Below are 23,960 nucleotides of genomic sequence, written 5' to 3' on the forward strand. Positions count from 1 at the left end.
CACCTCAATCCTACCTATCGCTGTAGGCGTCACAGAACTCAAACGTCTGCTCGCATAGCCAGCCCTCTTTCCGCAATTGCTCAAGGGGGTTTTCACTATTGGCTATCTCAGACAGTTCTGCGGATTCTTGGGAGGACGCCGTGGCAAGTTTTGGGGCAGGCGCCTTCGGTACGCCCTGCGCTTTCGGCGTTGATGCTGGACTAATGCTACTCAGTAGCGAATAACGTTTCGACAAGTCGTCTGAACTCAGCAGCATCATGCCCTCAAGTTGGGCATCAATTGGCAATAGGTCTTCAAACCGTCCTAACTGCCTAGGGTCCCGACTACGTAAGGCCGACAATGCCGGTTTCAGGATTTTCATCTTGGTATCGGCCACGCGTCTGAATGTGCTTGGAACGAGGCGCTCCTCGCCGTGCTGAATAGCAAAACGCTGGCCTAGGATAACTAGCTTAACCAGGAAATCGGTGACACCCTGAGTCAAATCATAGAGTACGTCGAGTAACTCATCCGTCAGCGGACTAACTTCACGGCACCATTGATAGGCCCACAAGGACTCAACCAACATCTTCCAGAAAGGATCGTCCTTCTCGAACCTTTCAAACTCTATAACGCCAAGACCACATCCACGTCGAGCATTTCGAAGCACGTCCGAAAACAGGCTGATCATTGAGTTAGTCCCAATGAACACAACGGGGATGCCAATCGAATTGATCAGGTTGACAAAGAAATTGAGCATGTTGTCTTTTCCACCGGCTCGAGCCGATCGAAGATGCTGAATTTCGTCGATTAGCAATGCGCCTATAAAATAGGTACTCGCGACCTGTTCCATACGTTGAATCGTGTCGGGTAAGCCACTCCGAGAGCGGTAGCTGTTTGCATATCGGTCTTGTCCAATAGCCTGATCCACTGCTCGGAAGAACGCCCGGCACAAACCGCTTAGCGATCCATCGAACGGGCAATCCAGCTTTAACCAAGTGATTTGAGTTTGTACAAACTGACGCTTTCCGTAGCGTTCACGGAGAACTGTCTGCGGATAAAGACGAAGGATTGATTCAAGTGCCGTCGATTTTCCGATCCCACTCAACCCAACCAAGCTGAAGGTCGTTGCAGTGGACCGAAACCCATCAGATGTCCTTCTGCTCGTTGAAAGCGAGTGAAGGTGTCTTACGGTCGTCGGCGAAAGCGGATTACGCCCTACATATCCACTACGAATCAAAGAAGAAAGAGTTGATTCCAGTTCAAGATGTACCGGCAAAGGCTGAACGACCGTACGTAAGCGATCGATGCAGTGAAGGCGGACCGCGCTATCGAGTTCGCGCTCATGCTCGTTCACAGGCGGAAAATTCATGATCAACGAGGCCGCATCGCTCTCACAGAGGATTGGCGGTAACGCCTCTATCAACGGGTTCCCTTGGAACTCCAAAACAGGCGATTCCTCATACCGCGCGACCGCATGCGTAAGTACGGTCATTTTTTAGCTCCTGGACGAAGCCGACTCAGCAGGTCAATGACCTCGGCGCTGCGGGCACCCGCGTAATTTTCCGCAACACCAACGCTAGAAATCGCGTCGGATTGCGGCGGGACAGAAGATCGCAAGTCATCCGGTACGAACGAATCCTTACGTTCTTGCAAGCGTTCGTTAGCTCTATTACTACGAATGTTACCCATCTTTTCAGACTTGGACGAAACTTGAGTTGTTAAGGATTTATCTTTTTTCGCAGCTTTAACGACACCAGATATTTCTCCATCTAGCGAGACTTTACCGACTAGCTTGGTGTACTTGCTGTCTGGGGATTCTTGTTTGATGATGGCGAGCATGTCTATAACTTCATCAAACCGGTACCCGTGATAGCGAATTTCAGATTTCCTTAGATCACAGCGTAGAAATTTACCTTGATTATTTTGGATCCAAATATGCTCAGTGCTGTTAGGGTCATACCAACAAAGAATGCTGCTAACCCCTCTATGTCTTGCTCTAGCAAACCAGTTCTGCTCAACGGCCAAGTCACAAATGTAAAACATACCCTTGAACTTAATCCCTCCCTTTTGTATAGAACCCCTATCTCGGGGTAAAAGATGTAGGTAGATAAGTTCGTCAGCCTGGGTATTTTCATCGATTCGATCATTCCGGAGCGCCCAACTCCATATACCTATTGGGGTAGGTTCCACCTGATCGGCTATCATTTCTTTGGTAAGGCGGTCGGGCTGCCGATTGTGCTTATTATAATGGAGTATTCCCTGAATAATAATCTTCGTGAACTCTGCCAAATTGAGCGTAGCATCCAGCCTATAATCACGCTCTCCCCGTTCTTTATTCCTCTTACGCACTGCACCGGGGATCCAATGTATTTGGGTAGTAACGTTCAGAACTTTGAAACTGCTCTCTACGATAGCCTTCCAGTCCGGTCGATAAGGAGGAGCTATACCAAGGTTTATCCTGAGCCCTGAGGCCAGGCCTTCTGCAGCCTGCCCCAACATCTCGCCTCTGTCAGCAAAGATTTCATGAGGTAAGTGGTGGCAAGGCCATTCGTCCGGAGTAATATCAACACCATTATCCGCGCAAAATTCCTTCTTCTGAGTAAACGCATTAAACAGTGCCTGACGGGCACCGTTCCAACTCGGCCCTTCAAGGCCTACATAAACACCAGTGATCATCCCTGAGAAAGTATCAATTATCACATAAATGACAGGACGGCCAATAATCCAGTCTCGATTGTATCGACTGACCAGATATATATCTGCCACAGTAGCGTCTATTTCAAACAAATGGCAAGGACCACGAAGGCCATCTCGAACAGTACCAATTAACGGGCGATGATCCTTTTGCCAATTTCGCTCACCGCTTCTTCCTCTAAGAACAGTAATATCGTCATACGCTTTGTGCCCCCAATATGCGAACTGCCTAGCCGTTGGTAGTTCATTTGCGGGGAGCAGTGGTGGCTCTATACAATATCCTGGCTGCGTTTTTGATGTATAAAAACGCCTGAGCATTTTTATGTAAGCATCAGTGATAGTGCCTACTTTTCCGGTTGCAAATAAAGAAAAGCCTACCTTTATGCAGTTCTTGTCGGCCTCCGTCAGTACCTTTGACTGAGTATCAGCTTCCACCCCTTGAAAATAAACTTTGCGGCCGGGTTTTTTTCCATCCCTATACTGTTTGTTCTTACCTGGACCTCCAGAGTTAAAACGATCAGGTAGTAACGCGTTACGTACCTGGCCGTTCATCCAGTATCGGTACAGTAGTCGATATATAGTTTTTTTGTGTATTTCTAACTTTAGCGCTTGGTCAGCTATTAAGCGCCCCATAGCTCCAGGCTGAAATATCTCTCCCGGAATTTCCGTCTCAATCAAATTCTGGATACGCCGCCAGTTTTTATCACGAAAATATTTCTCTTTTTCAGAAAGATCTTCTTCAATCCGCAACATAAAGGGGCTAGGTACGATAGTTGCCGTCTTTATATCACCATTATCCAAAATACTTCTTAGCTCTGACAAACGCATCACCCAAGGTCTTTTGGGTGTCTCTGTCATGTCAAAAAGTACGACCTGATCGCTTATAGCATCCAGCCAAAGCACCCTGGCCAATCGTTGCAACTCTGTGGTTTCGGTAACTGGTTCAATTACGTCGTTGATATTTAGATATGACATCAGCTAGCCCTGCTCTCATATCTATAATCTTCGGCGGGGTACAAGACATTTGCGATTATCAAAACACTCTTCATCGTTAGCCGCTCGGCTACTAGATTAAGAGTTATATACTTATTCCAGACTAGGTGCATAAATATGTTTTTGGCGTCGCTATAAGGGATAAATAGCGAATTAGCAATACTCCTGAGCATACGCTCAAGAGGCCATTGAAACTCTCGCATGCTATTAACCTCATCGAGGAAACTAACGATCAATGTACGTTGCTGTAGCTCCCTTTTTAGCGCAGCCCCTTTTCGAAACCAATCTAAGTTACTGCTCAGGATTGCAGGTATGTTTTTTTCCGTAACGACGGTCCAGTCAATGTCGCGACTTTTCCAAAATTCTCGTTCTATCTTCAACTTTTCTAAAGTGCGCTTAAGTCCTCGGCCCGAGTCAAATGAATCAGAGTATTTGATTGTACGCGCAACTAACCTGCTGCTTCCGTCAGGCTGACGCAGCGTGATTACGAAATCGGTGGTCATCACCAAAGGAACTTTTGTTCCCGGATAAACCGGGTAAGAGATATTCAACGCGTTAGCAATCGATTGCGCTGACGATTGAGGCAAAAGGGGATATTGCTCTCTGATATCTATTACCCGGTCAGAAAACTCAAGCAGAAGTAGGTAGCCATATTCCAAATCAGAAAGAAGGTGATGAAGACGATTGACCTTGGTTCCATGTATCTTGCGAGACCGCCCGTGAGATGGAACATCCTGCACCCGTAGCCATGGTACGTAGTGCTCTAGACTCCCTTGCCCAAAACCTTTTTCGATATGCCGATCAATGTCGGACTGGGTTCTAAAGCTACGACCTCGCAAACAAGCCTCCCGGTGCCTTCAGCCACACCCATCATCCAAAGTTTGAAAATTCGCTCAAAAGTCCTAGGACACTTCACTGGCTGTGGATAAGTTTTAAAACGCGAAGACAGATTAGCTTCGTTTGGTCAGCGTATACGTGATTCCAGATAGGCGGGCGAGCAGCCTCTGATAAAGTGTTGTAAATCAGAGGCTTACCTTTTGTCATATAATTTTGTCTGCTGTCAAAATATTTTGTCTTTTGACAATATTTTTTGGCAAAAACCAGCTCAGCTGACCAACAACGGCCGTCACTCGACGGTTACGGACTTGGCCAGGTTGCGCGGCTGGTCGACGTCGGTGCCGCGCAGCACGGCGACGTAGTACGACAGCAACTGCAGCGGCAGGGTGTAGAGGATTGGCGCCAGGGCGTCATGGATGTGCGGCATGTTCACCACGAAGATGCCTTCAGCGTTGTCGAACCCGGCCTCGCGATCGGCAAAGACGATCAGTTCGCCGCCACGAGCGCGAACTTCCTGCAGGTTCGACTTGAGCTTCTCCAGCAGCTCGTTGTTTGGCGCCACGGTGACCACCGGCATGTCGGCGTCCACCAGCGCCAGCGGGCCGTGCTTGAGCTCCCCGGCCGGGTAGGCTTCGGCATGGATGTAGGAGATTTCCTTGAGCTTGAGCGCGCCTTCCATCGCCACCGGATACTGCGCGCCGCGGCCGAGGAACAGCGTGTGGTGCTTCTCGGCGAAGTGCTCGGAAATCTTCTCCACCGTAGTGTCCATCGCCAGCGCCTCGCCCAGACGCGTCGGCAGTCGGCGCAGTTCCTCGACCAGCTCGGCTTCGCTGGCCGCGCTCAGCGTGCCGCGAACATGCCCCAGCGACAGGGTCAGCAGCATCAGACCGACCAGCTGGGTGGTGAAGGCTTTGGTCGAGGCAACGCCGATTTCCGGACCGGCCTGGGTCAGCAGGGTCAGGTCCGACTCGCGCACCAGCGAGCTGATGCCGACATTGCAGATCGCCAGGCTGGCGAGATAGCCGCCCTCTTCCGTGGAACGCTGTTTGGCGTTACGCAGCGCTGCGAGCGTATCGGCCGTCTCGCCGGACTGGGAAATGGTGACGAACAGGGTGTCCGGCTGCACCACCACCTTGCGGTAGCGGAACTCACTGGCCACTTCGACCTGGCAGGGGATGCCGGCCAGCTCTTCCAGCCAGTACCGCGCCACCATGCCGGCGTGATAGCTGGTGCCGCAGGCAACGATCTGCACGTTGCGCACCTTGGCGAACAGCTCGCCGGCCTGCGGGCCGAACGCCTCCACCAGCACCTGACGGTCGCCGAGGCGGCCTTCCAGGGTGCGCTGCACCACCTTGGGCTGCTCATGAATTTCCTTGAGCATGAAGTGGCGATACGCGCCCTTGTCGGCCGCCTCGGCGCCTTCGTGATACTGCACCGCCTCGCGTTGCACCGGCTGGCCATCGACATCCCAGATCTGCACGGAATCGCGGCGGATCTCAGCGATATCGCCTTCTTCCAGATACATGAAGCGGTCGGTGACCTGACGCAGGGCCAGCTGGTCGGAAGCGAGAAAGTTTTCGCCCAGCCCGAGGCCGATCACCAGCGGGCTGCCGCTGCGCGCGGCGAGCAGACGATCCGGCTGCTTGGCACTGATTACCGCCAAGCCATAGGCGCCATGCAGCTCCTTGACCGCTGCTTTGAGCGCTGCAGTGAGATCGCCCAGCGATTCCAGCTTGTGGTGCAGCAGGTGCACGATGACTTCGGTATCGGTGTCGGAAACGAACACGTAGCCCATGTCCTTGAGCTGGGCGCGCAACGCCTCGTGATTCTCGATGATGCCGTTGTGCACCACAGCCAGATCGTCGCCGGAGAAATGCGGATGGGCATTGCGCTCACAGGGCGCGCCGTGCGTCGCCCAGCGAGTGTGGGCAATGCCCAGGCGGCCAACCAGCGGCGTCTGCTGCTGAGCCTGCTCCAGCTCAGCGACCTTGCCGTTGCGGCGCAGACGCTCCAGCGTGCCGCTGTCATCCAGCACGGCGACACCGGCGCTATCGTAGCCACGGTATTCGAGGCGCTTGAGGCCTTCGAGAAGAATCGCGGTGATGTTGCGTTCGGCGACGGCGCCAACGATGCCACACATAATCAGGTCTCCAGATTGGGTTCAACGGCCACGCAGATCAGTTTCACGCCACGGGCCAGGATGCTGGTGCGCGCCTCGTCGCTGAGACGCTCATCGGTAATCAGGGTGTGCACGCTGCTCCACGGCAGCTCAAGATTGGGAATGCGCCGGCCGATCTTGTCGGCCTCGGCGAGCACGATGACTTCACGCGCGACATCGGCCATCACGCGCGACAACCCCAATAGCTCGTTGAACGTCGTAGTGCCGCGCTCCAGGTCGATGCCATCGGCGCCGATGAACAGCTGGTCGAAATCATACGAACGCAGTACCTGCTCGGCGACCTGCCCTTGAAAAGACTCCGAATGCGGATCCCAGGTGCCGCCAGTCATCAGCAGCACCGGCTCGTGCTCCAGCTCGCGCAACGCATTGACCACGTTCAGCGAGTTGGTCATGACCACCAGCCCGTGCTTGTGACCCAGCTGCGGAATCATCGCCGCGGTCGTGGTGCCGCTGTCAATGATGATGCGCGCATGCTCACGGATGCAGCCTACCGCGGCGCCGGCAATCGCCTGCTTGTAAGGCGAGACGGGCTGTACGTTGTCGCCGATCAGTTCCTGAGGCAGCGGCACCGCACCGCCGTAACGACGCAGCAGCAAGCCGTTCTTCTCCAGCGCCGCGAGGTCCTTGCGAATGGTGACTTCCGAGGTCTCGAAGCGCCGGGACAGCTCGTCGACGCTGACTTCGCCACGCTCATTGAGCAGAGCGAGAACGGCGTGGCGACGTTGCGGTGTGTTGCGCTTCGACATTGATATGTTTCGATTCGAAAGTTAATGGCGCGAATCAAAACATAAGCATTCGTCAGCTGCAAGCGCGGTATTCGCCGAAGCGAAGAGCGGCAAGCCCATTCAGTTGAGTGTCAGCTTGACGCCGCAGCCGAGCAGAAACAGCCCGGCAAGCTTCTCCAGCCCGCGCGCAATGTGGATTGGCCCACATGCGCTCGGCGAGACGATGGACGCTTTGCCGAACCCTGGCCGGGCTTCGAAACCCCGCTATGCCGCGGCGAGCCCGGCTATCAGCGTGGCCGAGCCGGGCTTGCTTCACTTCTTGGTCGGCCGTTGCCAGCCGTCGATATTGCGCTGACGCCCACGACCGAGCCCGAGAGTGTGTGCCGGCACGTCTTCGGTGATGGTCGAGCCAGCACCAGTCGTGGCGCCGTCGCCCAGATGCAGCGGCGCCACCAGCGAGCTGTTGGAGCCGATAAAGACGTCCTCGCCCATTACTGTCTTGAACTTGTTGGCACCATCGTAGTTGCAGGTGATGGTGCCGGCGCCGATGTTGGTCCGCGCGCCGATCTCGGCATCACCGAGATAGCTGAGGTGACCGGCCTTGGCACCGTCACCCAGCGTCGCGTTCTTCAGCTCGACGAAGTTACCGACATGGGCCTTCTTGCCCAGTACCGCGCCCGGACGCAGACGCGCGAATGGCCCGCAATCCGCGCCCTCGCCGACTACCGCACCCTCCAGATGGGAGTTGGCCTTGATGATCGCGCCGCGGCGCAGGGTGCTGTCCTTGATCACGCAGTTCGGCCCGATCTGCACATCGTCTTCGATGACCACTGTGCCTTCCAGCACCACGTTCACATCGATCAGCACATCACGACCGACACTGAGCTCCCCACGCACGTCGAAGCGCGCCGGATCGCGCAGCGTGACGCCTTGCGCCATCAGGCGCCGGGCTGCGCGCTGCTGGTAGTGGCGCTCCAGTTCGGCCAGCTGGATGCGGTCGTTGGCGCCCTGCACTTCCATTGCATCCAGCGGCTGCTCGGTGGCCACGCGCAGGCCATCGGCGACGGCCATGGCGATCACATCCGTCAGGTAATACTCGCCCTGGGCGTTACTGTTGGACAGGCGGCCAAGCCATTCGCCAATACGACTGCCCGGAACCGCGAGAATCCCCGTATTGCCTTCGCGGATCGCCTTCTGCTCGTCGCTGGCATCCTTATGCTCGACGATGGCCTGCACTTCGCCGCGCGCGTCACGCACGATCCGGCCATAGCCGGTCGGGTCATCCAGCGTAACCGTCAGCAGCGCCAGCTGCTCCGGCCCGACCTTCTGCAGCAGGCGCTGTAGCGTTTCGGCTTCGATCAGCGGCACATCACCATAGAGGATCAGCACACGCTCGGCCGAGAGATTCGGCAACGCCTGGGCCACTGCATGCCCGGTACCCAGCTGCTCGGCTTGAACCACGTAGTCAAGGTCATCACCGGACAGCCGCTGGCGCACCTGCTCGGCACCGTGGCCGATGACCACCTGAATGCTCTGCGGCTGCAGCGCGCGGGCCGTATCGATGACGTGCCCGAGCATGGATTTTCCGGCAACCGGGTGCAGCACCTTGGGCAGGGCCGAGCGCATACGGGTGCCCTGGCCAGCGGCGAGAATGACGATATCGAGAGACATGCAGCGATTCCTGAACGGTATCGGCCCGGCAGCTCACCCGTGCGTCTTTCCCGGGTGCAACTGGCGTCGGTGCCGTCAAATGGCAGAAAAAGAAAAAGGGTAGCCAAGGCTACCCTTTTACTCGTGCGCGATGAAGTCGCGAGTCGATCAGTGCCGACCGTACTTCTTGCGCATTGCCTCGATGGTTCGCAGCTGGGCTGCGGCCTCGGCCAGGCGAGCGGCGGCGGAGCCGTAATCGAACTCCGCGCCCTTCTCGTGCAGGGCCTTCTCGGCAGCTTTGACGGCAGCCTGAGCGGCGGCTTCGTCGATGTCCTTGGCGCGCGTAGCGGTATCGGCGAGAACCTTCACCATGTTCGGCTGCACTTCGATGAAGCCGCCGGAGATGTAGAAGATCTCCTCGTCACCACCCTGCTTGATCACTCGAACCGGACCCGGCTTGAGATCGGTCAGCAGCGGCGCGTGACCCGGCAGAACGCCGATGTCACCCAGGTTGCCGTGGGCGACGACCATTTCCACCAGCCCCGAGAACAGCTCTTCTTCCGCACTGACGATGTCGCAATGCACTGTCATAGCCATGTTCATGCCTCGGTAATCAGCCTGACCAACAGCTGCCGGTCAGGCTGGTTGGCGCCCGCGAACGGGCGCGCCAGTTACAGTTTCTTGGCTTTCTCGATGGCTTCGTCGATGCTGCCGACCATGTAGAACGCCTGCTCCGGCAGGTGGTCGTACTCGCCACTGAGGATGCCGGAGAAACCACGGATGGTTTCCTTCAGCGGAACGTACTTGCCTGGCGAGCCAGTGAAGACTTCGGCCACGAAGAACGGCTGGGACAGGAAGCGCTGGATCTTACGAGCACGGGATACCAGCTGCTTGTCGGTCTCGGAAAGTTCGTCCATACCGAGGATCGCGATGATGTCCTTCAGCTCCTTGTAGCGCTGCAGCACGTACTGAACGCCGCGAGCGGTGTCGTAGTGCTCCTGGCCGATGACCAGCGGATCCAGCTGACGCGAAGTCGAGTCGAGCGGATCGACCGCCGGGTAGATACCCAGGGAGGCGATGTCACGCGACAGTACGACGGTGGCGTCGAGGTGGGCGAAGGTGGTCGCCGGGCTCGGGTCGGTCAGGTCGTCCGCAGGTACGTATACGGCCTGTACCGAGGTGATCGAGCCGTTCTTGGTGGAGGTGATGCGCTCCTGCAGAACGCCCATCTCTTCGGCCAGAGTCGGCTGGTAACCCACCGCGGAAGGCATACGGCCCAGCAGTGCGGATACTTCGGTACCGGCGAGGGTGTAACGGTAGATGTTGTCGACGAACAACAGTACGTCACGGCCTTCGTCACGGAACTTCTCGGCCATGGTAAGGCCGGTCAGTGCCACGCGCAGACGGTTTCCTGGCGGCTCGTTCATCTGACCGTAAACCAGGGCAACCTTGTCCAGAACGTTGGAGTCCTTCATCTCGTGATAGAAGTCGTTACCTTCACGAGTACGCTCACCCACACCGGCGAACACGGAGTAACCGCTGTGCTCCATCGCGATGTTACGGATCAGCTCCATCATGTTTACGGTCTTGCCGACACCGGCACCACCGAACAGACCGACCTTACCGCCCTTGGCGAACGGGCAAACCAGGTCGATAACCTTGATGCCGGTTTCCAGCAGCTCGTTGCCGCCAGCCTGCTCTGCGTAGGACGGAGCAGCGCGGTGGATGGTCCAGCGCTCTTCTTCGCCGATCGGGCCGGCTTCGTCGATGGGGTTACCTAGGACGTCCATGATGCGACCCAGGGTCTGCTTGCCGACCGGCACGGAGATACCGGTGCCGGTGTTGACGACGTCCAGGCCACGCTTGAGGCCTTCGGTCGAACCCATGGCGATGGTACGGACAATGCCGTCGCCCAGCTGCTGCTGGACTTCCAGGGTGGTCTCGGCGCCTTGAACTTTCAGCGCGTCATAGACGTTCGGTACCAGATCGCGCGGAAATTCCACGTCGATAACGGCGCCGATGATTTGAACGATACGTCCGCTACTCATGTTTGGTTCCTCTGAATATTTGAACCGTTCTTAAACCGCGGCAGCGCCGCCGACGATTTCCGAAATTTCCTGAGTGATCGCAGCCTGACGGGCCTTGTTGTAGACCAGTTGCAGGTCGCTGATCAGCTCACCGGCGTTGTCGGTTGCGTTCTTCATGGCAATCATCCGCGCGGCCTGTTCGGCTGCGCCGTTCTCAACCACGGCCTGATAGACCTGGGACTCGATGAAACGAACCAGCAGAGCATCCAGCAGCTGCTGGGCGTCCGGCTCGTAGAGGTAGTCCCACTGACCTTTCTTCACCGGCTCGGCACTCTCGTCTGCAGCCAGGGGCAGCAGCTGATCGAGCGTCGGCTTTTGGGTCATGGTGTTGATGAACTTGTTGGATACCAGGTACAAGCGATCGATACGGCCGTTATGGAAGCCGTCCAGCATGACCTTGACGCTGCCGATCAGATCATTGATCGACGGCTCTTCGCCGAGGTTGCCGATCGCTGCGACGACGTTGCCGCCGAAGCTGCGGAAAAAGCTCGCGCCCTTGTTGCCGATCACGCAGAGGTCGACTTCGACCTTCTGATCGTGCCACTCCTTCATGTTCTTGATCAGGACCTTGAACAGGTTGATGTTCAGGCCACCGCACAGACCACGATCAGTAGACACGACGATATAGCCGACACGCTTGACCGGACGCTCCACCATGAACGGGTGACGGTATTCCGGGTTGGCAAAGGCCAGATGGCCGATAACCTGCCGGATCCGCTCCGCATAAGGGCGGCTGGCAGCCATGCGCATCTGTGCCTTGCGCATCTTGCTGACGGCCACCTTTTCCATGGCGCTGGTGATCTTCTGCGTGCTTTTGATGCTCGCAATCTTGCTGCGAATCTCTTTTGCGCCTGCCATTTGACACCTATCGGGTTAGCAGGCGGGAGCCTCTCGGCTCCCGCTGCGGCTTACCAGCTTTGAGTGGCCTTGAACTTCTCGATACCAGCCTTGAGGCCAGCGTCGATTTCGTCATTGAAGTCACCCTTCACGTTGATCTTCGCCATCAGATCGGCGAACTCGCGGTTGAAGAAGGCGATCAGGGCCTGCTCGAAGGCGCCAACCTTGGCCACGTCCACGTCCGTCAGGAAGCCACGCTCGGCGGCGTACAGGGACAGGGACATGTCGGCTATGGACATCGGCGCGTACTGCTTCTGCTTCATCAGCTCGGTAACACGCTGACCGTGCTCGAGCTGCTTGCGGGTAGCTTCGTCGAGGTCGGAAGCGAACTGCGCGAACGCAGCCAGTTCACGGTACTGAGCCAGAGCGGTACGGATACCACCGGACAGCTTCTTGACGATCTTGGTCTGCGCAGCACCACCCACGCGGGATACCGAGATACCGGCGTTGACGGCCGGACGGATGCCTGCGTTGAACATGGCCGATTCCAGGAAGATCTGACCGTCGGTGATGGAAATCACGTTGGTCGGAACGAACGCGGAAACGTCGCCGGCCTGGGTTTCGATGATCGGCAGAGCGGTCAGCGAGCCAGTCTTGCCAGTCACGGCACCGTTGGTGAACTTCTCGACGTACTCTTCGGAAACACGCGAAGCGCGCTCCAGCAGACGGCTGTGGAGATAGAACACGTCGCCCGGGTAGGCTTCACGTCCCGGCGGACGACGCAGCAGCAGGGAGATCTGGCGGTAAGCCACAGCCTGCTTGGACAGATCGTCATAGACGATCAGCGCGTCTTCACCGCGGTCGCGGAAGTACTCGCCCATGGTGCAACCGGAGTACGGCGCAAGGTACTGCAGCGCAGCGGATTCGGAAGCGGACGCAGCGACAACGATGGTGTTGTGCAGGGCGCCGTGCTCTTCCAGCTTGCGAACCACGTTGGCGATGGTCGACTGCTTCTGACCGATGGCTACGTAGACGCAGCGGATGCCGCTGTTCTTCTGGTTGATGATGGCGTCGATGGCCAGGGCGGTCTTGCCGATCTGACGGTCACCGATGATCAGCTCGCGCTGGCCACGGCCTACCGGGATCATGGCGTCGACCGACTTGTAACCGGTCTGCACCGGCTGGTCGACTGACTTACGCCAGATCACGCCAGGCGCGACCTTCTCGACCGCGTCAGTTGCCTGGGCATTGATCGGGCCTTTGCCGTCGATCGGGTTACCCAGTGCGTCGACTACGCGACCCAGCAGTTCCGGACCAACCGGAACTTCGAGGATGCGGCCGGTGCACTTGGCGCTCATGCCTTCGGTCAGGCCCAGGTAGTTACCCAGAACCACGGCACCTACGGAGTCCTGCTCCAGGTTCAGTGCCATACCAAAGACGCCGCCAGGGAACTCGATCATTTCGCCGTACATGACGTCGGCGAGACCGTAGATACGTACGATACCGTCAGAAACGCTGACGACGGTGCCCTCATTACGGGCTTGAGCAGCGACATTCGATTTCTCGATGCGCTGCTTGATGATTTCACTAATCTCGGAAGGATTCAGTTGCTGCATGCCATGACCCTCAAATCAGGATTTCAACGATTCGGCCAACTGGCTCAGTTTGCCGCGGACCGAACCGTCGACAACCACATCACCGGCGCGAATCAACACGCCGCCGATCAGAGCAGGATTCACGGCCTGCTGGAGGTTGACGGTGCGATCTAGCCGCTTCGACAGGGCGGCAGCCAAAGTTTGGAGTTGCTCGTTGCTGAGCTCGAAGGCGGTTTCAACTTCTGCCTCGAGCGTTTTCTCGGCTTGCGCCTTGATGTCCTCGTACAGCTCCCATACGGTCGGCAGAACCGACAGGCGATCATTTTCGCCAAGGGTCTGGACGTAGTTGCGGAAAGCTTCGTCGGCATCGTCACCGAGTAGACGCACCAGCCCCTGGACCTTGCTTTCGCTGGTCAGGCGGGGGTCGTTCAGCAACGCTGCGACTTCTGGGACTTCAACAGCGATGGCGGCCAGGTTCAGCATTTTCGACCAGGAATCGGTCTGTCCTGCGGCGCTGGCGAACTCGAAAGCGGCTTTCGCGTAAGGCCGAGCAAGCGTCTGGGTATTGATCATCGCTTGCCTCGCTTAGAGTTGGGAGGCCAGTTTTTCGACCAGCTCGTTGTGCACCTTGGCGTCCACCTGGGACTCCAGGATCTTCTCTGCACCGGCGACGGCAAGAGCCGCTACCTGACTGCGCAGTTGGTCCCTGGCACGGTTCACTTCCTGTTCGATCTCGGCGCGGGCGCCGGCGACCAGTCGCTCGCCTTCGGTACGTGCCTGCTGCTTGGCTTCCTCGATGATCGCGTTAGCGTGCTTGTTCGCCTGCTCGATGATCTGGGCTGCCTGCTCCTTGGTCTCGCGGAGGGTGTTGGACACCTTGTCCTGAGCCAGTTTCAGGTCTTGCTGCGCACGGCCTGCCGCATCCAGTCCTTCAGCGATCTTCTTCTGGCGCGCTGCCATGGCTGCCGTAATTGGCGGCCACACGAGCTTCATGCAGAACCAGACGAAGATAGCGAAGGCGAGCGTTTGACCGAACAGCGTCAAGTTAATGTTCACAGCGATTTACCTCGTGCTATCTCGTTCAACGCGGGAGTCATTCCACGGCGACGGGGCTCGCCCGGCGAACCCCATCTCAAACCGGAAAGTGATTAGCCGGCGACAACGAAGATGAGGTACATCGCGATACCAACGCCGATCATCGGTACGGCGTCGAGCAGGCCGGCCATCAGGAAGGTCTTGGTTTGCAGCTGAGGAGCCAGCTCAGGCTGACGAGCAGTGGATTCCAGCAGCTTGCCGCCCAGCAGGGCGAAGCCAATACCGGTGCCCAGGGCACCCAGACCGATCATGATGGAGGCGGCGATGTAGACGAGTTCCATGTAAAGCTCCTGAAGCTAAGGGGGGTTAAGGTTTTTCGGTTAAAGCGTTAGCGCGTTTCAGTGATGTTCTTCATGGGCAGAGCTCAGGTACACCACCGTCAGTACCATGAAGATGAAGGCCTGAAGCGGAATCACCAGAATATGGAAGATCGCCCAAGGCACATTCAGGGTCCACTGCACGTAGAACGGCAGCAGAGCGATGAGGATGAACACCACCTCACCGGCGTACATGTTGCCGAACAGACGCAGTGCGAGGCTGAGCGGCTTGGTCAGCAGGCCGAGAATCTCGAGGAACAGGTTGAACGGCACCAGCGACCAGTGATTGAACGGGGTGAACGCCAGCTCCTTGCTGAAGCCACCGAAGCCCTTGACCTTGACGCTGTAGAACAGGATCAGGATGAACACGCCGAGCGACAGGCCAAAGGTACCGTTCGGGTCGGCAGTCGGAACGATCTTGAACGCCGGCAGGCCGAGCAGACTGGCCAGACCCGGGATGTAGTCGACCGGAATCCACTTCAGGCTGTTCATCAGGAACACCCAGACGAAGATGGTCAGAGCCAGCGGGGCGATCAACGTGTTACGGCCGTGGAAGGTGTCCTTGACCACGCCTTCGACGAACTCTACGCACATCTCGACGAAGTTCTGCAGCTTGCCCGGTACCCCGGCAGTGGCAGACTTGGCGGCGCTGCGGAACAGCAGAATGAAGATGGCGCCCATCAGCAGAGACCAGCCGAGGGTATCCAGGTGGAATGCCATGAAGCCCATGTCGCGCGCTTCGAGACCAGTCTGAGCGATGGTCCAGGTGGCCTGATCGAGAACGGAGCCATCAGCACGCTCGTAACCTGCCGGCAATTTGCCGTAGGTCAGGTTTTGCAGGTGGTGCTGGATATATTCAGCGGGGGTACTCGCCATAAACGCCTCAATGCTCAATGCTTCGGATTGTTTTTCATCAGCAGGAGCGCGCTTGCTCCGACTCCCAGCACCAGCAGATAGCCGGCAAACAAGGCGATCGGTTCCAGCGGTTTCACTCCCACGAACACCAACGCAAACAGCGCTGCTGCCAGAATCTGTTTACCCATCTCGCCAGACCAGAAGGACTGGATGATCGCCCGGGTCGAACGTGCGCCAAAGTAACGAAAGGCCTTGTACGCGAAATACACGTTCGCCGACAGCGCAATCAGACCACCGCACAGCGCGGAGTAGCCGGCGACAATACCAAAAACCAGGCCACATGAGACAGCGGTCACTACTACGACCATCGCCTGCATCAGCAATACGCGAAAAGCCGGTAGACGATGGAAGGGTGTTCTGTTGCGTATGTTCACCTGATTTCCATCATTGCAGCAGGCCGCGTAAATAATTGTCCGCAGTCAAAAAAGCGCGGCGAGTATAGGAGCAGGCCAGCCGGGGTTCAACACTCCGGTAGTATTTTCCGACCGGCACTACAAACAATTTGTATCAGCGGATGTGTGCCAATACGCCCTGCAATTCGTCGAGCGAACTGTAGCGGATAACCAGCTGCCCCTTGCCCTTCTGGCCATGCTTGATCTGCACCGGCGAGCCCAGGCGTTCCGCCAGGCGCTGTTCCAGACGGCTGATGTCGGGATCAACCTTCACTTCGACTTTGGGCGCTTCCTTGCTGCTCAGCCACTGGCGCACCATCGCTTCGGTCTGGCGTACGGTCAGGCCACGTGCGACAACATGCCGCGCGCCTTCGACCTGTTGTTCGGCCGGCAAGCCGAGCAAGGCGCGTGCATGGCCCATTTCCAGATCACCATGGGACAGCAGGGTCTTGATCTCTTCCGGCAGCGCAATCAGGCGCAGCAGATTGCTGACCGAGACGCGGGACTTGCCGACCGCGTCGGCCACCTGCTGTTGAGTCAGCTGGAATTCCTGCTGCAGGCGCTGCAGCGCGACAGCCTCTTCGATCGGATTGAGATCTTCGCGCTGGATGTTCTCGATCAGTGCCATGGCGATGGCGGCTTCGTCCGGCACTTCGCGAACCAGCGCCGGTACGCTTTCCAGTCCGGCCTGCTGGCTGGCCCGCCAGCGACGCTCACCGGCGATGATCTCGAAACGGCCGCCACTGATCGGGCGCACGACGATGGGCTGCATCACGCCGTGGTTCTTGATCGACTGCGCCAGCTCTTCGAGCGCCTGCGGATCCATGTCGCGGCGTGGCTGGTACTTGCCGCGCTGAACCAGGTCCAACGGCAGATGCTGGAGTTCACGGGTATCGACCTTGGCGGCCTCTTCCTGCATCGCCGAGACACTGGCGCCGCCGAGCAGGGCGTCGAGTCCCCGTCCTAGACCTCTTTTCTTGGTCGCCATGAATAGTCCTTATGCGAGGGCACCGCGGGCAGACTGGCGCTGGCGTCGCGACAGTTCGCCGGCCAGGGCCAGATAGGCCAGAGCGCCCTTGGATTGCTTGTCGTAGACCAGCGCCGGCATACCGTGGCTGGGGGCCTCGGCAAGCCGGACGTTGCGCGGAATTACGGTGTCATAGAGCTTGTCGCCGAAATGCGCCTTGAGCTGTTCGGATACGTCGTTGGTCAGGCTGCTGCGCGGGTCGTACATGGTGCGCAACAGGCCTTCGATCTTCAGACTCGGATTCAGTGCCTGGCCGATGCGCTGGATCGAGTTGACCAGATCGGTCAGCCCTTCGAGTGCGTAGTATTCGCACTGCATGGGAATGATCACGCCATCGGCGGCAGATAATGCATTGATGGTCAGCATCGACAGCGACGGCGGACAGTCGATGAGAATGTAATCGTAGTTCTCGCGGACCGGCGCCAGCGCCTCGCGCAGGCGTTTCTCCTTGGCCGGCAGATTCAGCAACGCCACTTCGGCCGCGGTCAGATCGCGGTTGGCCGGCAACAGCTGGTAGCCGCCGTGCTCGGAGAACTGCATGGCGTCCACCAGGCTGCATTCACCGATCAGCACGTCGTAGATCGAGTACTCCAGGCCGAGTTTATCCACACCGCTACCGGTGGTGGCGTTGCCCTGAGGATCGAGGTCGATCAGCAGCACCCGCCGGCGTGTGGCAACCAGCGATGCCGCCAGGTTGATGCAGGTGGTGGTCTTGGCGACACCGCCCTTCTGGTTGGCGATGGCGAAAACTTTAGCCATGGTCAGTGTCTGTCCGGGGTCATGAAGTGCGGCGCAGTATCAGCAGATGGCGCTGGCCTTGGCAACCGGGAACCTTGAGTACGTGACAGGCATCGAGACGGAAGTCGTCGGGCAGGCGCTGCAGCTCGTCGTCCGGCTGCACGCCCTTCATGGCCAGCCAGCGGGTTTCGGCATTGCCCAGATGGCGCGTCCAGCTGGTGAAGTCGTCCAGCGAGCTGAAAGCGCGCGAGGTGATGCCTTCGAAGGGTATGGCCGGCTGGTACTGCTCGACGCGACTGTGCACCACCTCGAGGTTGGCCAGTTTCAGTTCCAGCTTCACCTGTGTCAGAAAGCGCGTCTTCTTGCCGTTCGAATCGAGCAGCGTGAAGGCCCGCTCGGGGAACATGATTGCCAACGGTACGCCAGGCATGCCCCCACCGCTGCCAACGTCCAGCCAGGTACGGCCAGCCTCGGCAACGAAGGGCACTACGCTCAGGCTGTCGAGCAAGTGTCGCGAGACCATTTCGTCGGGATCGCGCACGGCCGTCAGGTTGTAGGCCTTGTTCCACTTGATCAGCAGCGCCAGATAGGCAAGCAATTGCTGCTGTTGTCGCTCGCTCAGTTCGATCCCGAGTTCCTGGGCGCCACGGACGAGCTCAGCGGCATGCGACTCACTGACCAGACTCATCAAGCGCTCTGCTCCAACCGCTGGCCGGCGTTGCGTTTCTTCAGGTGGATCATCAACAGCGAGACGGCCGCCGGAGTGACGCCCGGGATGCGCGATGCCTGGCCAAGCGTCTCGGGCCGTGCCTGGCCGAGCTTGTGCTGAATCTCCTTCGACAGTCCCGGAATCGTGGTGTAGTCGAGATCAACCGGCAGCGCGATGTTTTCACTGGCGCGCAGGCGCTCGATCTCGTCCTGCTGCCGTTCGATGTAGCCGGCGTACTTGGTCTTGATCTCGACCTGCTCGGCGACCTGCGGATCCTGCGCACCGTCACCGGTCAGTTCGACCAGGCTCTGGTAATCGATTTCCGGACGGGCCAGCAGATTGAGCAGGTTGTACTCGCGAGCCAGCGGGCTGCCGAAACGTTCGGCGATGGCATCGCCTTGCGGCGTACCGGGACGGACCCAGCTGCTCTTCAGGCGCTGCTCCTCGAGCTCGATACCTTCGCGCTTGGCGCAGAACGCGGCCCAGCGGGCGTCATCCACCAGCCCCAGCTCGCGGCCCTTCTCGGTGAGGCGCAGATCAGCATTGTCCTCGCGCAGGATCAGCCGATACTCGGCGCGCGAAGTGAACATGCGATAGGGCTCCTGCGTGCCAAGAGTGATCAGGTCATCGACCAGCACGCCGAGGTACGCCTCATCGCGGCGCGGACACCAGCTGTCCTTGCCCTGAGCACGCAGCGCCGCATTGGCGCCGGCGAGCAGGCCCTGGGCGCCGGCCTCTTCGTAACCGGTGGTGCCGTTGATCTGGCCGGCGAAGAACAACCCGCCGATGACCTTGGTTTCCAGGCTGTACTTGAGATCGCGCGGATCGAAGTAGTCGTACTCGATGGCATAGCCGGGCCGCACGATGTGCGCGTTCTCCATGCCGCGGATGCTCTGCACGATCTGCAGCTGCACGTCGAACGGCAGCGAGGTGGAGATGCCGTTGGGATACAGCTCATGGGTGGTCAGGCCCTCCGGCTCGAGGAAGACCTGGTGGCTGTCCTTGTCGGCAAAACGATGAATCTTGTCTTCGATGGACGGGCAGTAGCGCGGGCCCACACCTTCGATCACACCGGAGTACATCGGCGAGCGATCGAGGTTGGCGGCGATGATTTCGTGGGTTCGCGCGTTGGTGTGGGTGATCCAGCAGCTGACCTGCGGCGGATGCTGCTCACGACTGCCCATGAACGACATTACCGGCAGCGGGGTATCGCCTGGCTGTTCGGTCATCAGCGAAAAGTCCACGGTCCGGCCATCGATGCGCGGCGGGGTTCCGGTCTTCAAGCGTCCAACACGCAGCGGTAGCTCACGCAGCCGATTGGCCAGAGCGATCGAAGGCGGATCGCCTGCACGGCCGCCTGAATAATTCTGCAGGCCAATGTGGATAAGTCCGCCGAGGAAGGTTCCTGTAGTCAGTACCACGCAATCGGCAAGGAAACGCAGGCCCATTTGCGTCACGACACCCCGGACCTGGTCCTGCTCGACGATGAGGTCGTCCGCCGCCTGCTGAAATATCCACAGGTTGGCCTGGTTCTCCAGGGTTTCGCGGATAGCCGCCTTGTACAGCACGCGATCAGCCTGCGCACGAGTTGCGCGGACCGCCGGGCCCTTGCGGCTGTTGAGCACGCGGAACTGAATGCCACCCTTGTCGGTTGCCATGGCCATGGCACCGCCCAGGGCATCGATTTCCTTGACCAGATGGCTCTTGCCGATGCCGCCGATAGCCGGGTTGCAGCTCATCTGGCCGAGGGTTTCCACATTGTGGCTGAGCAGCAGGGTCTTCACGCCCATGCGTGCCGCTGCCAGCGCAGCCTCGGTACCGGCATGGCCGCCACCGATAACGATCACGTCAAAACGGGAAGGGAAGTCCACCACGCACCTCGTGCCTGTTCAGATTGGATTTCGGGAAACCGCGAAGTATAGGGACTAAGGCTGCGCTAAAGAAGGGCTTTGGACAAAAAATGACCAGCCGAACGCTGAGCGGTTGGATTACGCATAAATAGAAAAATAGAGAAGAAATATATAAAGAGCTTGTAGATATGTTTACTAATGGTGAAGGCAATTTCTGTGGATAAGGTTCTGTAGCCTAGAGCCTACGAAGGGTCCAGCGTTGCAAAAGGTTGTGCTGCGCCTGGGCTCTACCGGTGTAGATCGCGTGCGCTACCTGTTGATAGATTGTTTACTTATACACAGCGGTGTTATCCATAGGGTTCAGGCTAGGGTTATCTACTTGGCTGAACCTGGGTTATCAACAGGGCTCCTCGGCTCATCTACGTTGGTCCGCAGGTCTTCTCTGCCAGGTTCTGGATTTCGCTGGGGAGGGCTTTTCTCGGTCTGTGCGAGATATTCGTCGAGCGTTAGCGGGCTGCGTTCGAGTACGCCATCCAGCGCATCATCTCCATGCAGGCCGTCGAGCCGAGCCCCCGAAACATAGGCAGCCCGCCCAAGCAGGTGACCAGCGATAGGAATGGTCAGCATCAGAAAGATCACCGTGGCGGTGCCGATGAATGTGGCCTGGGCATCGCCCATCTCGATCATCACCCCGACGAGGATGAGTCCTGCACCAACCGTACCGGACTTGGTCGTGGCATGGATTCGCTGCAGGGGATCGGCAAAGCGCAGCAGGCCGAACATCGTGGCGAACAGAAAGATCACACCGACCAGCATGAAAGCCACTGCCAGGATTTCGATCATTGCTCGCTCCTCCCCTTGCGCATGATGAAGACGGCGAAGGCGCAGGTCCCGACGAAACCGATCAGTCCGAGACCGAAGCCCACGTCGAGAAACTCCCGGCGTCCGGTCATTGCAGCGACCAGCGCGGCGATGGCAACCCCAACGCCGGTCAGCATGTCCAGCGCGACCACGCGGTCGACCAGTGTCTTCGCGACGATCATTCGCCAGAGGGTCAAGGCCAGCGGCAGCATGACCAGGATCAGCAGCGTCGTGATCATGCTCACCATCTCTCGATGCGCGCGATGCGTCGCTCGAAGACTTGCCTGATCGACGCGATGATCTGCTCCGGCGCGCGGCCATCCAGCGCATGCACGTAGAGCAGGCGACGATCCTCGCTGACGTGCAATGCGCAATTGCCCGGAGTCAGCGAAACCAGACTGGCGAGCACCGCGACGCCGAGGTCGGTGCGCAGCTCGATGGGTACCGCGATGATCGAACTCTGCATGTTCGGCGCTGGCGAAAAGGCAGCGGCAGCCACTGCAACAGACGAGACGATCAGCTCATAGAGGTAGATGCCGAGCAGCTCGACCACATCGAGTACTCGGCGCAGCAGGCTGGTCATGGGCGAGGCTCCAGGATCGGGTTAGCCGGCAGCACGGCCGACAGGTAAGCGCTGGGCTCCAGCAGTGCCGCGGCGGCGGTTTGCGAAAAGAGGATCAACGGTTGCGGCATGAAACCGATCACCAGGGTCAGCGCACCGAGCGAGGCGATCGCCAGCAGCATGGGCAGCGGTATCCGGCGGGCCTCGGCGCGCGGCAGTACCGGCTTCTTCCAAAAGGCTTCCATCCAGATCTTGCTCATCGAATAGAGGGTCAACAGGCCGACGAACAGCGCCAGCCCGGCCAACCAGTGCTCGCCGGCACGGAAGGTTGCGTCGATCACGAGGAACTTCGCCCAGAAGCCGGACAGCGGCGGCAAGCCGGCCAGGGACAAAGCCGGTACCAGAAACAGCGCGGCCAGTAGAGGGTTGCGATACATCAGGCCGCCGCTCTTGCGCAGATCGAAGGTGCCGGAGGCCCGGTGAATGGCGCCGGCAAGCAGGAACAGGTTCGCCTTCACGATGATGTGATGAATGATGTAGAAGATGGCCCCGGCGAGCGCCGCCTGGGTGGATATGGCCAAGCCAAGCAGCATGTAGCCGATCTGGCTGACGATGTGGAACGAGAGGATTCGCCGTACGTCCCACTGCACCGCCGCGCCGAAGACCCCGAACAGCATGGTGCCGGCCGCCAGCACCGCGACGATCTCACGGATACCGCTGTCTTCGACGCTGAAGATCAGGGTGAACACGCGGAAACAGGCATACACGCCGACCTTGGTCAGCAGCCCGGCGAAGATTGCCGAAACCGTGATCGAGGCCGTGTGATACGACGCCGGCAGCCAGAAGAACAACGGGAAATAGCCGGCCTTGATGCCGAAGCCACAGAGCAGTAGCAGCGCCGACAGCGTCAGGTTGATCGACGGTTCGGTCTCGGGCAGCACCCGGGCGAGATCCGCCATGTTCAGCGTTCCGGTCGCGCCGTAGAGCAGTGCAACCCCGGTCAGAAACAGCAGCGTGGAGAACAGGTTGAGCACCGCATAGCGCACCGTCGCATCGAGCCGGGCGCGATTGCGGCCGATCGACAGCAGGCCCATCGCGGTGATCAGCATCACCTCGAACCAGACGTACAGGTTGAAGATATCGCCGGTGAGGAAGGCACCGTTTACGCCGGCCAGCATGCCCAGCATCAATGGATGGAAGCCTGCCTGTTCCTCGCGGCAGCGGATATCGGCGAGACCGAAGGTCATCACCGCGGCGGCAAGGATACCGGTAATGGCCACCATGGCGGCGGACAGTGCATCGGCGACGAATACCACGCCGAAGGGAGCATCCCAGCCGCCAAAGCGGATCGCCAGCACGCCCTGCTGGTAAACCGCAGCGAGCAGCAGTAGCGAAGATGCCAACAGCAGAGTTATGCACAGGCCGGTGACCAAGCGTTGCGCGCGGCGATGTTCCCACAGGCAGGTCGCCAGACCCGCACCAAGAATCGGCAGCAGTACCGGCCAGAGCGGCGCATGCAGGATCAGGAATTCGGTCACGGGCGATCCTTAGTGGCCGAGAATGGCGAACCCAGGCGCTCGGCTGCATCGATATCGCGCGTATCGACGCTGCCCGCGCTGCGGTAGGTCTGCAATGCCAGGGCAGCGAAGAACGCGGTCAGTGAAAAGCCAATGACGATTGCGGTCAGCACCAGCGCCTGGGGCAGCGGGTTGGCGGCATCGGCGGCCAGGCTGGTCTCGCCTGCGCGGATGACGGCGGGGACGTTCGTTACGATCCGCCCGGAGAGGAAGATCACCAGGTTGATCGCCGCCGAGAGCATGGTCACCCCCAGCAGGATCCGCACGATATGGCGGGAGAGGATGAGGTACAGGCTGCAGCCAGCCACGATGGCGATGGCGAATGCAAAGAGCAGATGCAT

At 58.7% G+C, this 23,960-nt stretch carries 24 protein-coding genes and 1 pseudogene; all 25 read right to left on the bottom strand.

What is annotated here, in order from left to right; translation table 11 throughout:
• Positions 1-10: 10 nt before the first annotated feature.
• Complete coding sequence (locus BHD08_RS00190; RefSeq protein WP_125020408.1) at positions 11-1,471, bottom strand: ATP-binding protein; 1,461 nt, start codon at positions 1,469-1,471, stop codon at positions 11-13.
• Entirely contained in the window at positions 1,468-3,648 is a 2,181-nt protein-coding gene (locus tag BHD08_RS00195) for a Mu transposase C-terminal domain-containing protein (protein WP_125020409.1), read from the bottom strand. The genes BHD08_RS00190 and BHD08_RS00195 overlap by 4 nt, the downstream gene beginning before the upstream one ends.
• A complete protein-coding gene (locus tag BHD08_RS00200) occupies positions 3,648-4,505 on the bottom strand; it encodes a TnsA endonuclease N-terminal domain-containing protein (RefSeq protein ID WP_125020410.1) in 858 nt (285 codons plus the stop codon). The genes BHD08_RS00195 and BHD08_RS00200 overlap by 1 nt, the downstream gene beginning before the upstream one ends.
• Positions 4,506-4,792: 287 nt before the next feature.
• On the bottom strand, positions 4,793-6,643 hold the full coding sequence (gene glmS, locus BHD08_RS00205) for a glutamine--fructose-6-phosphate transaminase (isomerizing) (protein ID WP_125020411.1): 1,851 nt from the start codon (positions 6,641-6,643) through the stop codon (positions 4,793-4,795).
• Between the two features lie 2 nt (positions 6,644-6,645).
• Positions 6,646-7,428 (bottom strand): DeoR/GlpR family DNA-binding transcription regulator, encoded by a 783-nt coding sequence (locus BHD08_RS00210; RefSeq protein ID WP_125020412.1) that lies wholly within the window; start codon positions 7,426-7,428, stop codon positions 6,646-6,648.
• A 99-nt stretch (positions 7,429-7,527) separates the two neighbouring features.
• Positions 7,528-7,633: pseudogene (locus BHD08_RS23350) on the bottom strand (lysine transporter LysE); the annotation flags it as partial.
• Positions 7,634-7,719: 86 nt separating this feature from the next.
• Positions 7,720-9,078, bottom strand: a complete 1,359-nt coding sequence (glmU, locus tag BHD08_RS00220; protein ID WP_125020413.1) for a bifunctional UDP-N-acetylglucosamine diphosphorylase/glucosamine-1-phosphate N-acetyltransferase GlmU — start codon at positions 9,076-9,078, stop codon at positions 7,720-7,722.
• A 147-nt stretch (positions 9,079-9,225) separates the two neighbouring features.
• Positions 9,226-9,654: a F0F1 ATP synthase subunit epsilon gene (locus BHD08_RS00225; protein ID WP_003303687.1), complete on the bottom strand. Its 429-nt coding sequence runs from the start codon at positions 9,652-9,654 to the stop codon at positions 9,226-9,228.
• Positions 9,655-9,728: 74 nt separating this feature from the next.
• Positions 9,729-11,105 (bottom strand): F0F1 ATP synthase subunit beta, encoded by a 1,377-nt coding sequence (gene atpD, locus BHD08_RS00230; RefSeq protein ID WP_015278973.1) that lies wholly within the window; start codon positions 11,103-11,105, stop codon positions 9,729-9,731.
• Positions 11,106-11,135: 30 nt separating this feature from the next.
• Positions 11,136-12,002, bottom strand: a complete 867-nt coding sequence (gene atpG, locus BHD08_RS00235; RefSeq protein WP_015278974.1) for a F0F1 ATP synthase subunit gamma — start codon at positions 12,000-12,002, stop codon at positions 11,136-11,138.
• A 50-nt stretch (positions 12,003-12,052) separates the two neighbouring features.
• Entirely contained in the window at positions 12,053-13,597 is a 1,545-nt protein-coding gene (gene atpA, locus BHD08_RS00240) for a F0F1 ATP synthase subunit alpha (RefSeq protein ID WP_125020414.1), read from the bottom strand.
• 15 nt (positions 13,598-13,612) lie between these two features.
• Positions 13,613-14,149, bottom strand: a complete 537-nt coding sequence (locus BHD08_RS00245; RefSeq protein ID WP_015278976.1) for a F0F1 ATP synthase subunit delta — start codon at positions 14,147-14,149, stop codon at positions 13,613-13,615.
• A 12-nt stretch (positions 14,150-14,161) separates the two neighbouring features.
• A complete protein-coding gene (locus BHD08_RS00250) occupies positions 14,162-14,632 on the bottom strand; it encodes a F0F1 ATP synthase subunit B (protein WP_015278977.1) in 471 nt (156 codons plus the stop codon).
• Between the two features lie 92 nt (positions 14,633-14,724).
• Positions 14,725-14,952: a F0F1 ATP synthase subunit C gene (gene atpE / locus BHD08_RS00255; protein ID WP_003290909.1), complete on the bottom strand. Its 228-nt coding sequence runs from the start codon at positions 14,950-14,952 to the stop codon at positions 14,725-14,727.
• 57 nt (positions 14,953-15,009) lie between these two features.
• Positions 15,010-15,864 carry a F0F1 ATP synthase subunit A gene (gene atpB, locus BHD08_RS00260; RefSeq protein WP_015278978.1) on the bottom strand — a complete coding sequence of 285 codons (855 nt, stop codon included), beginning with the start codon at positions 15,862-15,864 and terminating at the stop codon, positions 15,010-15,012.
• Positions 15,865-15,878: 14 nt separating this feature from the next.
• Positions 15,879-16,277, bottom strand: coding sequence for a F0F1 ATP synthase subunit I (locus BHD08_RS00265; RefSeq protein WP_080602191.1), 399 nt, complete (start codon positions 16,275-16,277; stop codon positions 15,879-15,881).
• Positions 16,278-16,410: 133 nt separating this feature from the next.
• Entirely contained in the window at positions 16,411-17,283 is an 873-nt protein-coding gene (locus tag BHD08_RS00270; RefSeq protein ID WP_015278980.1) for a ParB/RepB/Spo0J family partition protein, read from the bottom strand.
• Positions 17,284-17,292: 9 nt separating this feature from the next.
• Positions 17,293-18,081, bottom strand: coding sequence for a ParA family protein (locus BHD08_RS00275; protein WP_015278981.1), 789 nt, complete (start codon positions 18,079-18,081; stop codon positions 17,293-17,295).
• Positions 18,082-18,100: 19 nt separating this feature from the next.
• Positions 18,101-18,748: a 16S rRNA (guanine(527)-N(7))-methyltransferase RsmG gene (gene rsmG / locus BHD08_RS00280; protein WP_015278982.1), complete on the bottom strand. Its 648-nt coding sequence runs from the start codon at positions 18,746-18,748 to the stop codon at positions 18,101-18,103.
• Positions 18,748-20,640, bottom strand: a complete 1,893-nt coding sequence (gene mnmG, locus BHD08_RS00285; protein ID WP_015278983.1) for a tRNA uridine-5-carboxymethylaminomethyl(34) synthesis enzyme MnmG — start codon at positions 20,638-20,640, stop codon at positions 18,748-18,750. The genes rsmG and mnmG overlap by 1 nt, the downstream gene beginning before the upstream one ends.
• 354 nt (positions 20,641-20,994) lie before the next feature.
• Positions 20,995-21,462: a monovalent cation/H(+) antiporter subunit G gene (gene mnhG / locus BHD08_RS00290; protein WP_125020415.1), complete on the bottom strand. Its 468-nt coding sequence runs from the start codon at positions 21,460-21,462 to the stop codon at positions 20,995-20,997.
• Positions 21,459-21,719, bottom strand: coding sequence for a monovalent cation/H+ antiporter complex subunit F (locus BHD08_RS00295; protein WP_015278985.1), 261 nt, complete (start codon positions 21,717-21,719; stop codon positions 21,459-21,461). Before BHD08_RS00295 ends, mnhG begins: the two co-directional genes overlap by 4 nt.
• A 2-nt stretch (positions 21,720-21,721) precedes the next feature.
• On the bottom strand, positions 21,722-22,063 hold the full coding sequence (locus BHD08_RS00300; protein WP_015278986.1) for a Na+/H+ antiporter subunit E: 342 nt from the start codon (positions 22,061-22,063) through the stop codon (positions 21,722-21,724).
• Complete coding sequence (locus tag BHD08_RS00305; RefSeq protein WP_125020416.1) at positions 22,060-23,580, bottom strand: proton-conducting transporter membrane subunit; 1,521 nt, start codon at positions 23,578-23,580, stop codon at positions 22,060-22,062. Before BHD08_RS00305 ends, BHD08_RS00300 begins: the two co-directional genes overlap by 4 nt.
• Positions 23,577-23,960 carry an NADH-quinone oxidoreductase subunit K gene (locus BHD08_RS00310; RefSeq protein WP_015278988.1) on the bottom strand — a complete coding sequence of 128 codons (384 nt, stop codon included), beginning with the start codon at positions 23,958-23,960 and terminating at the stop codon, positions 23,577-23,579. The genes BHD08_RS00305 and BHD08_RS00310 overlap by 4 nt, the downstream gene beginning before the upstream one ends.

The sequence above is a fragment of the Pseudomonas sp. SCT genome (genome assembly GCF_003864275.1).
In the GTDB taxonomy this organism is placed as follows: domain Bacteria; phylum Pseudomonadota; class Gammaproteobacteria; order Pseudomonadales; family Pseudomonadaceae; genus Stutzerimonas; species Stutzerimonas stutzeri_AE.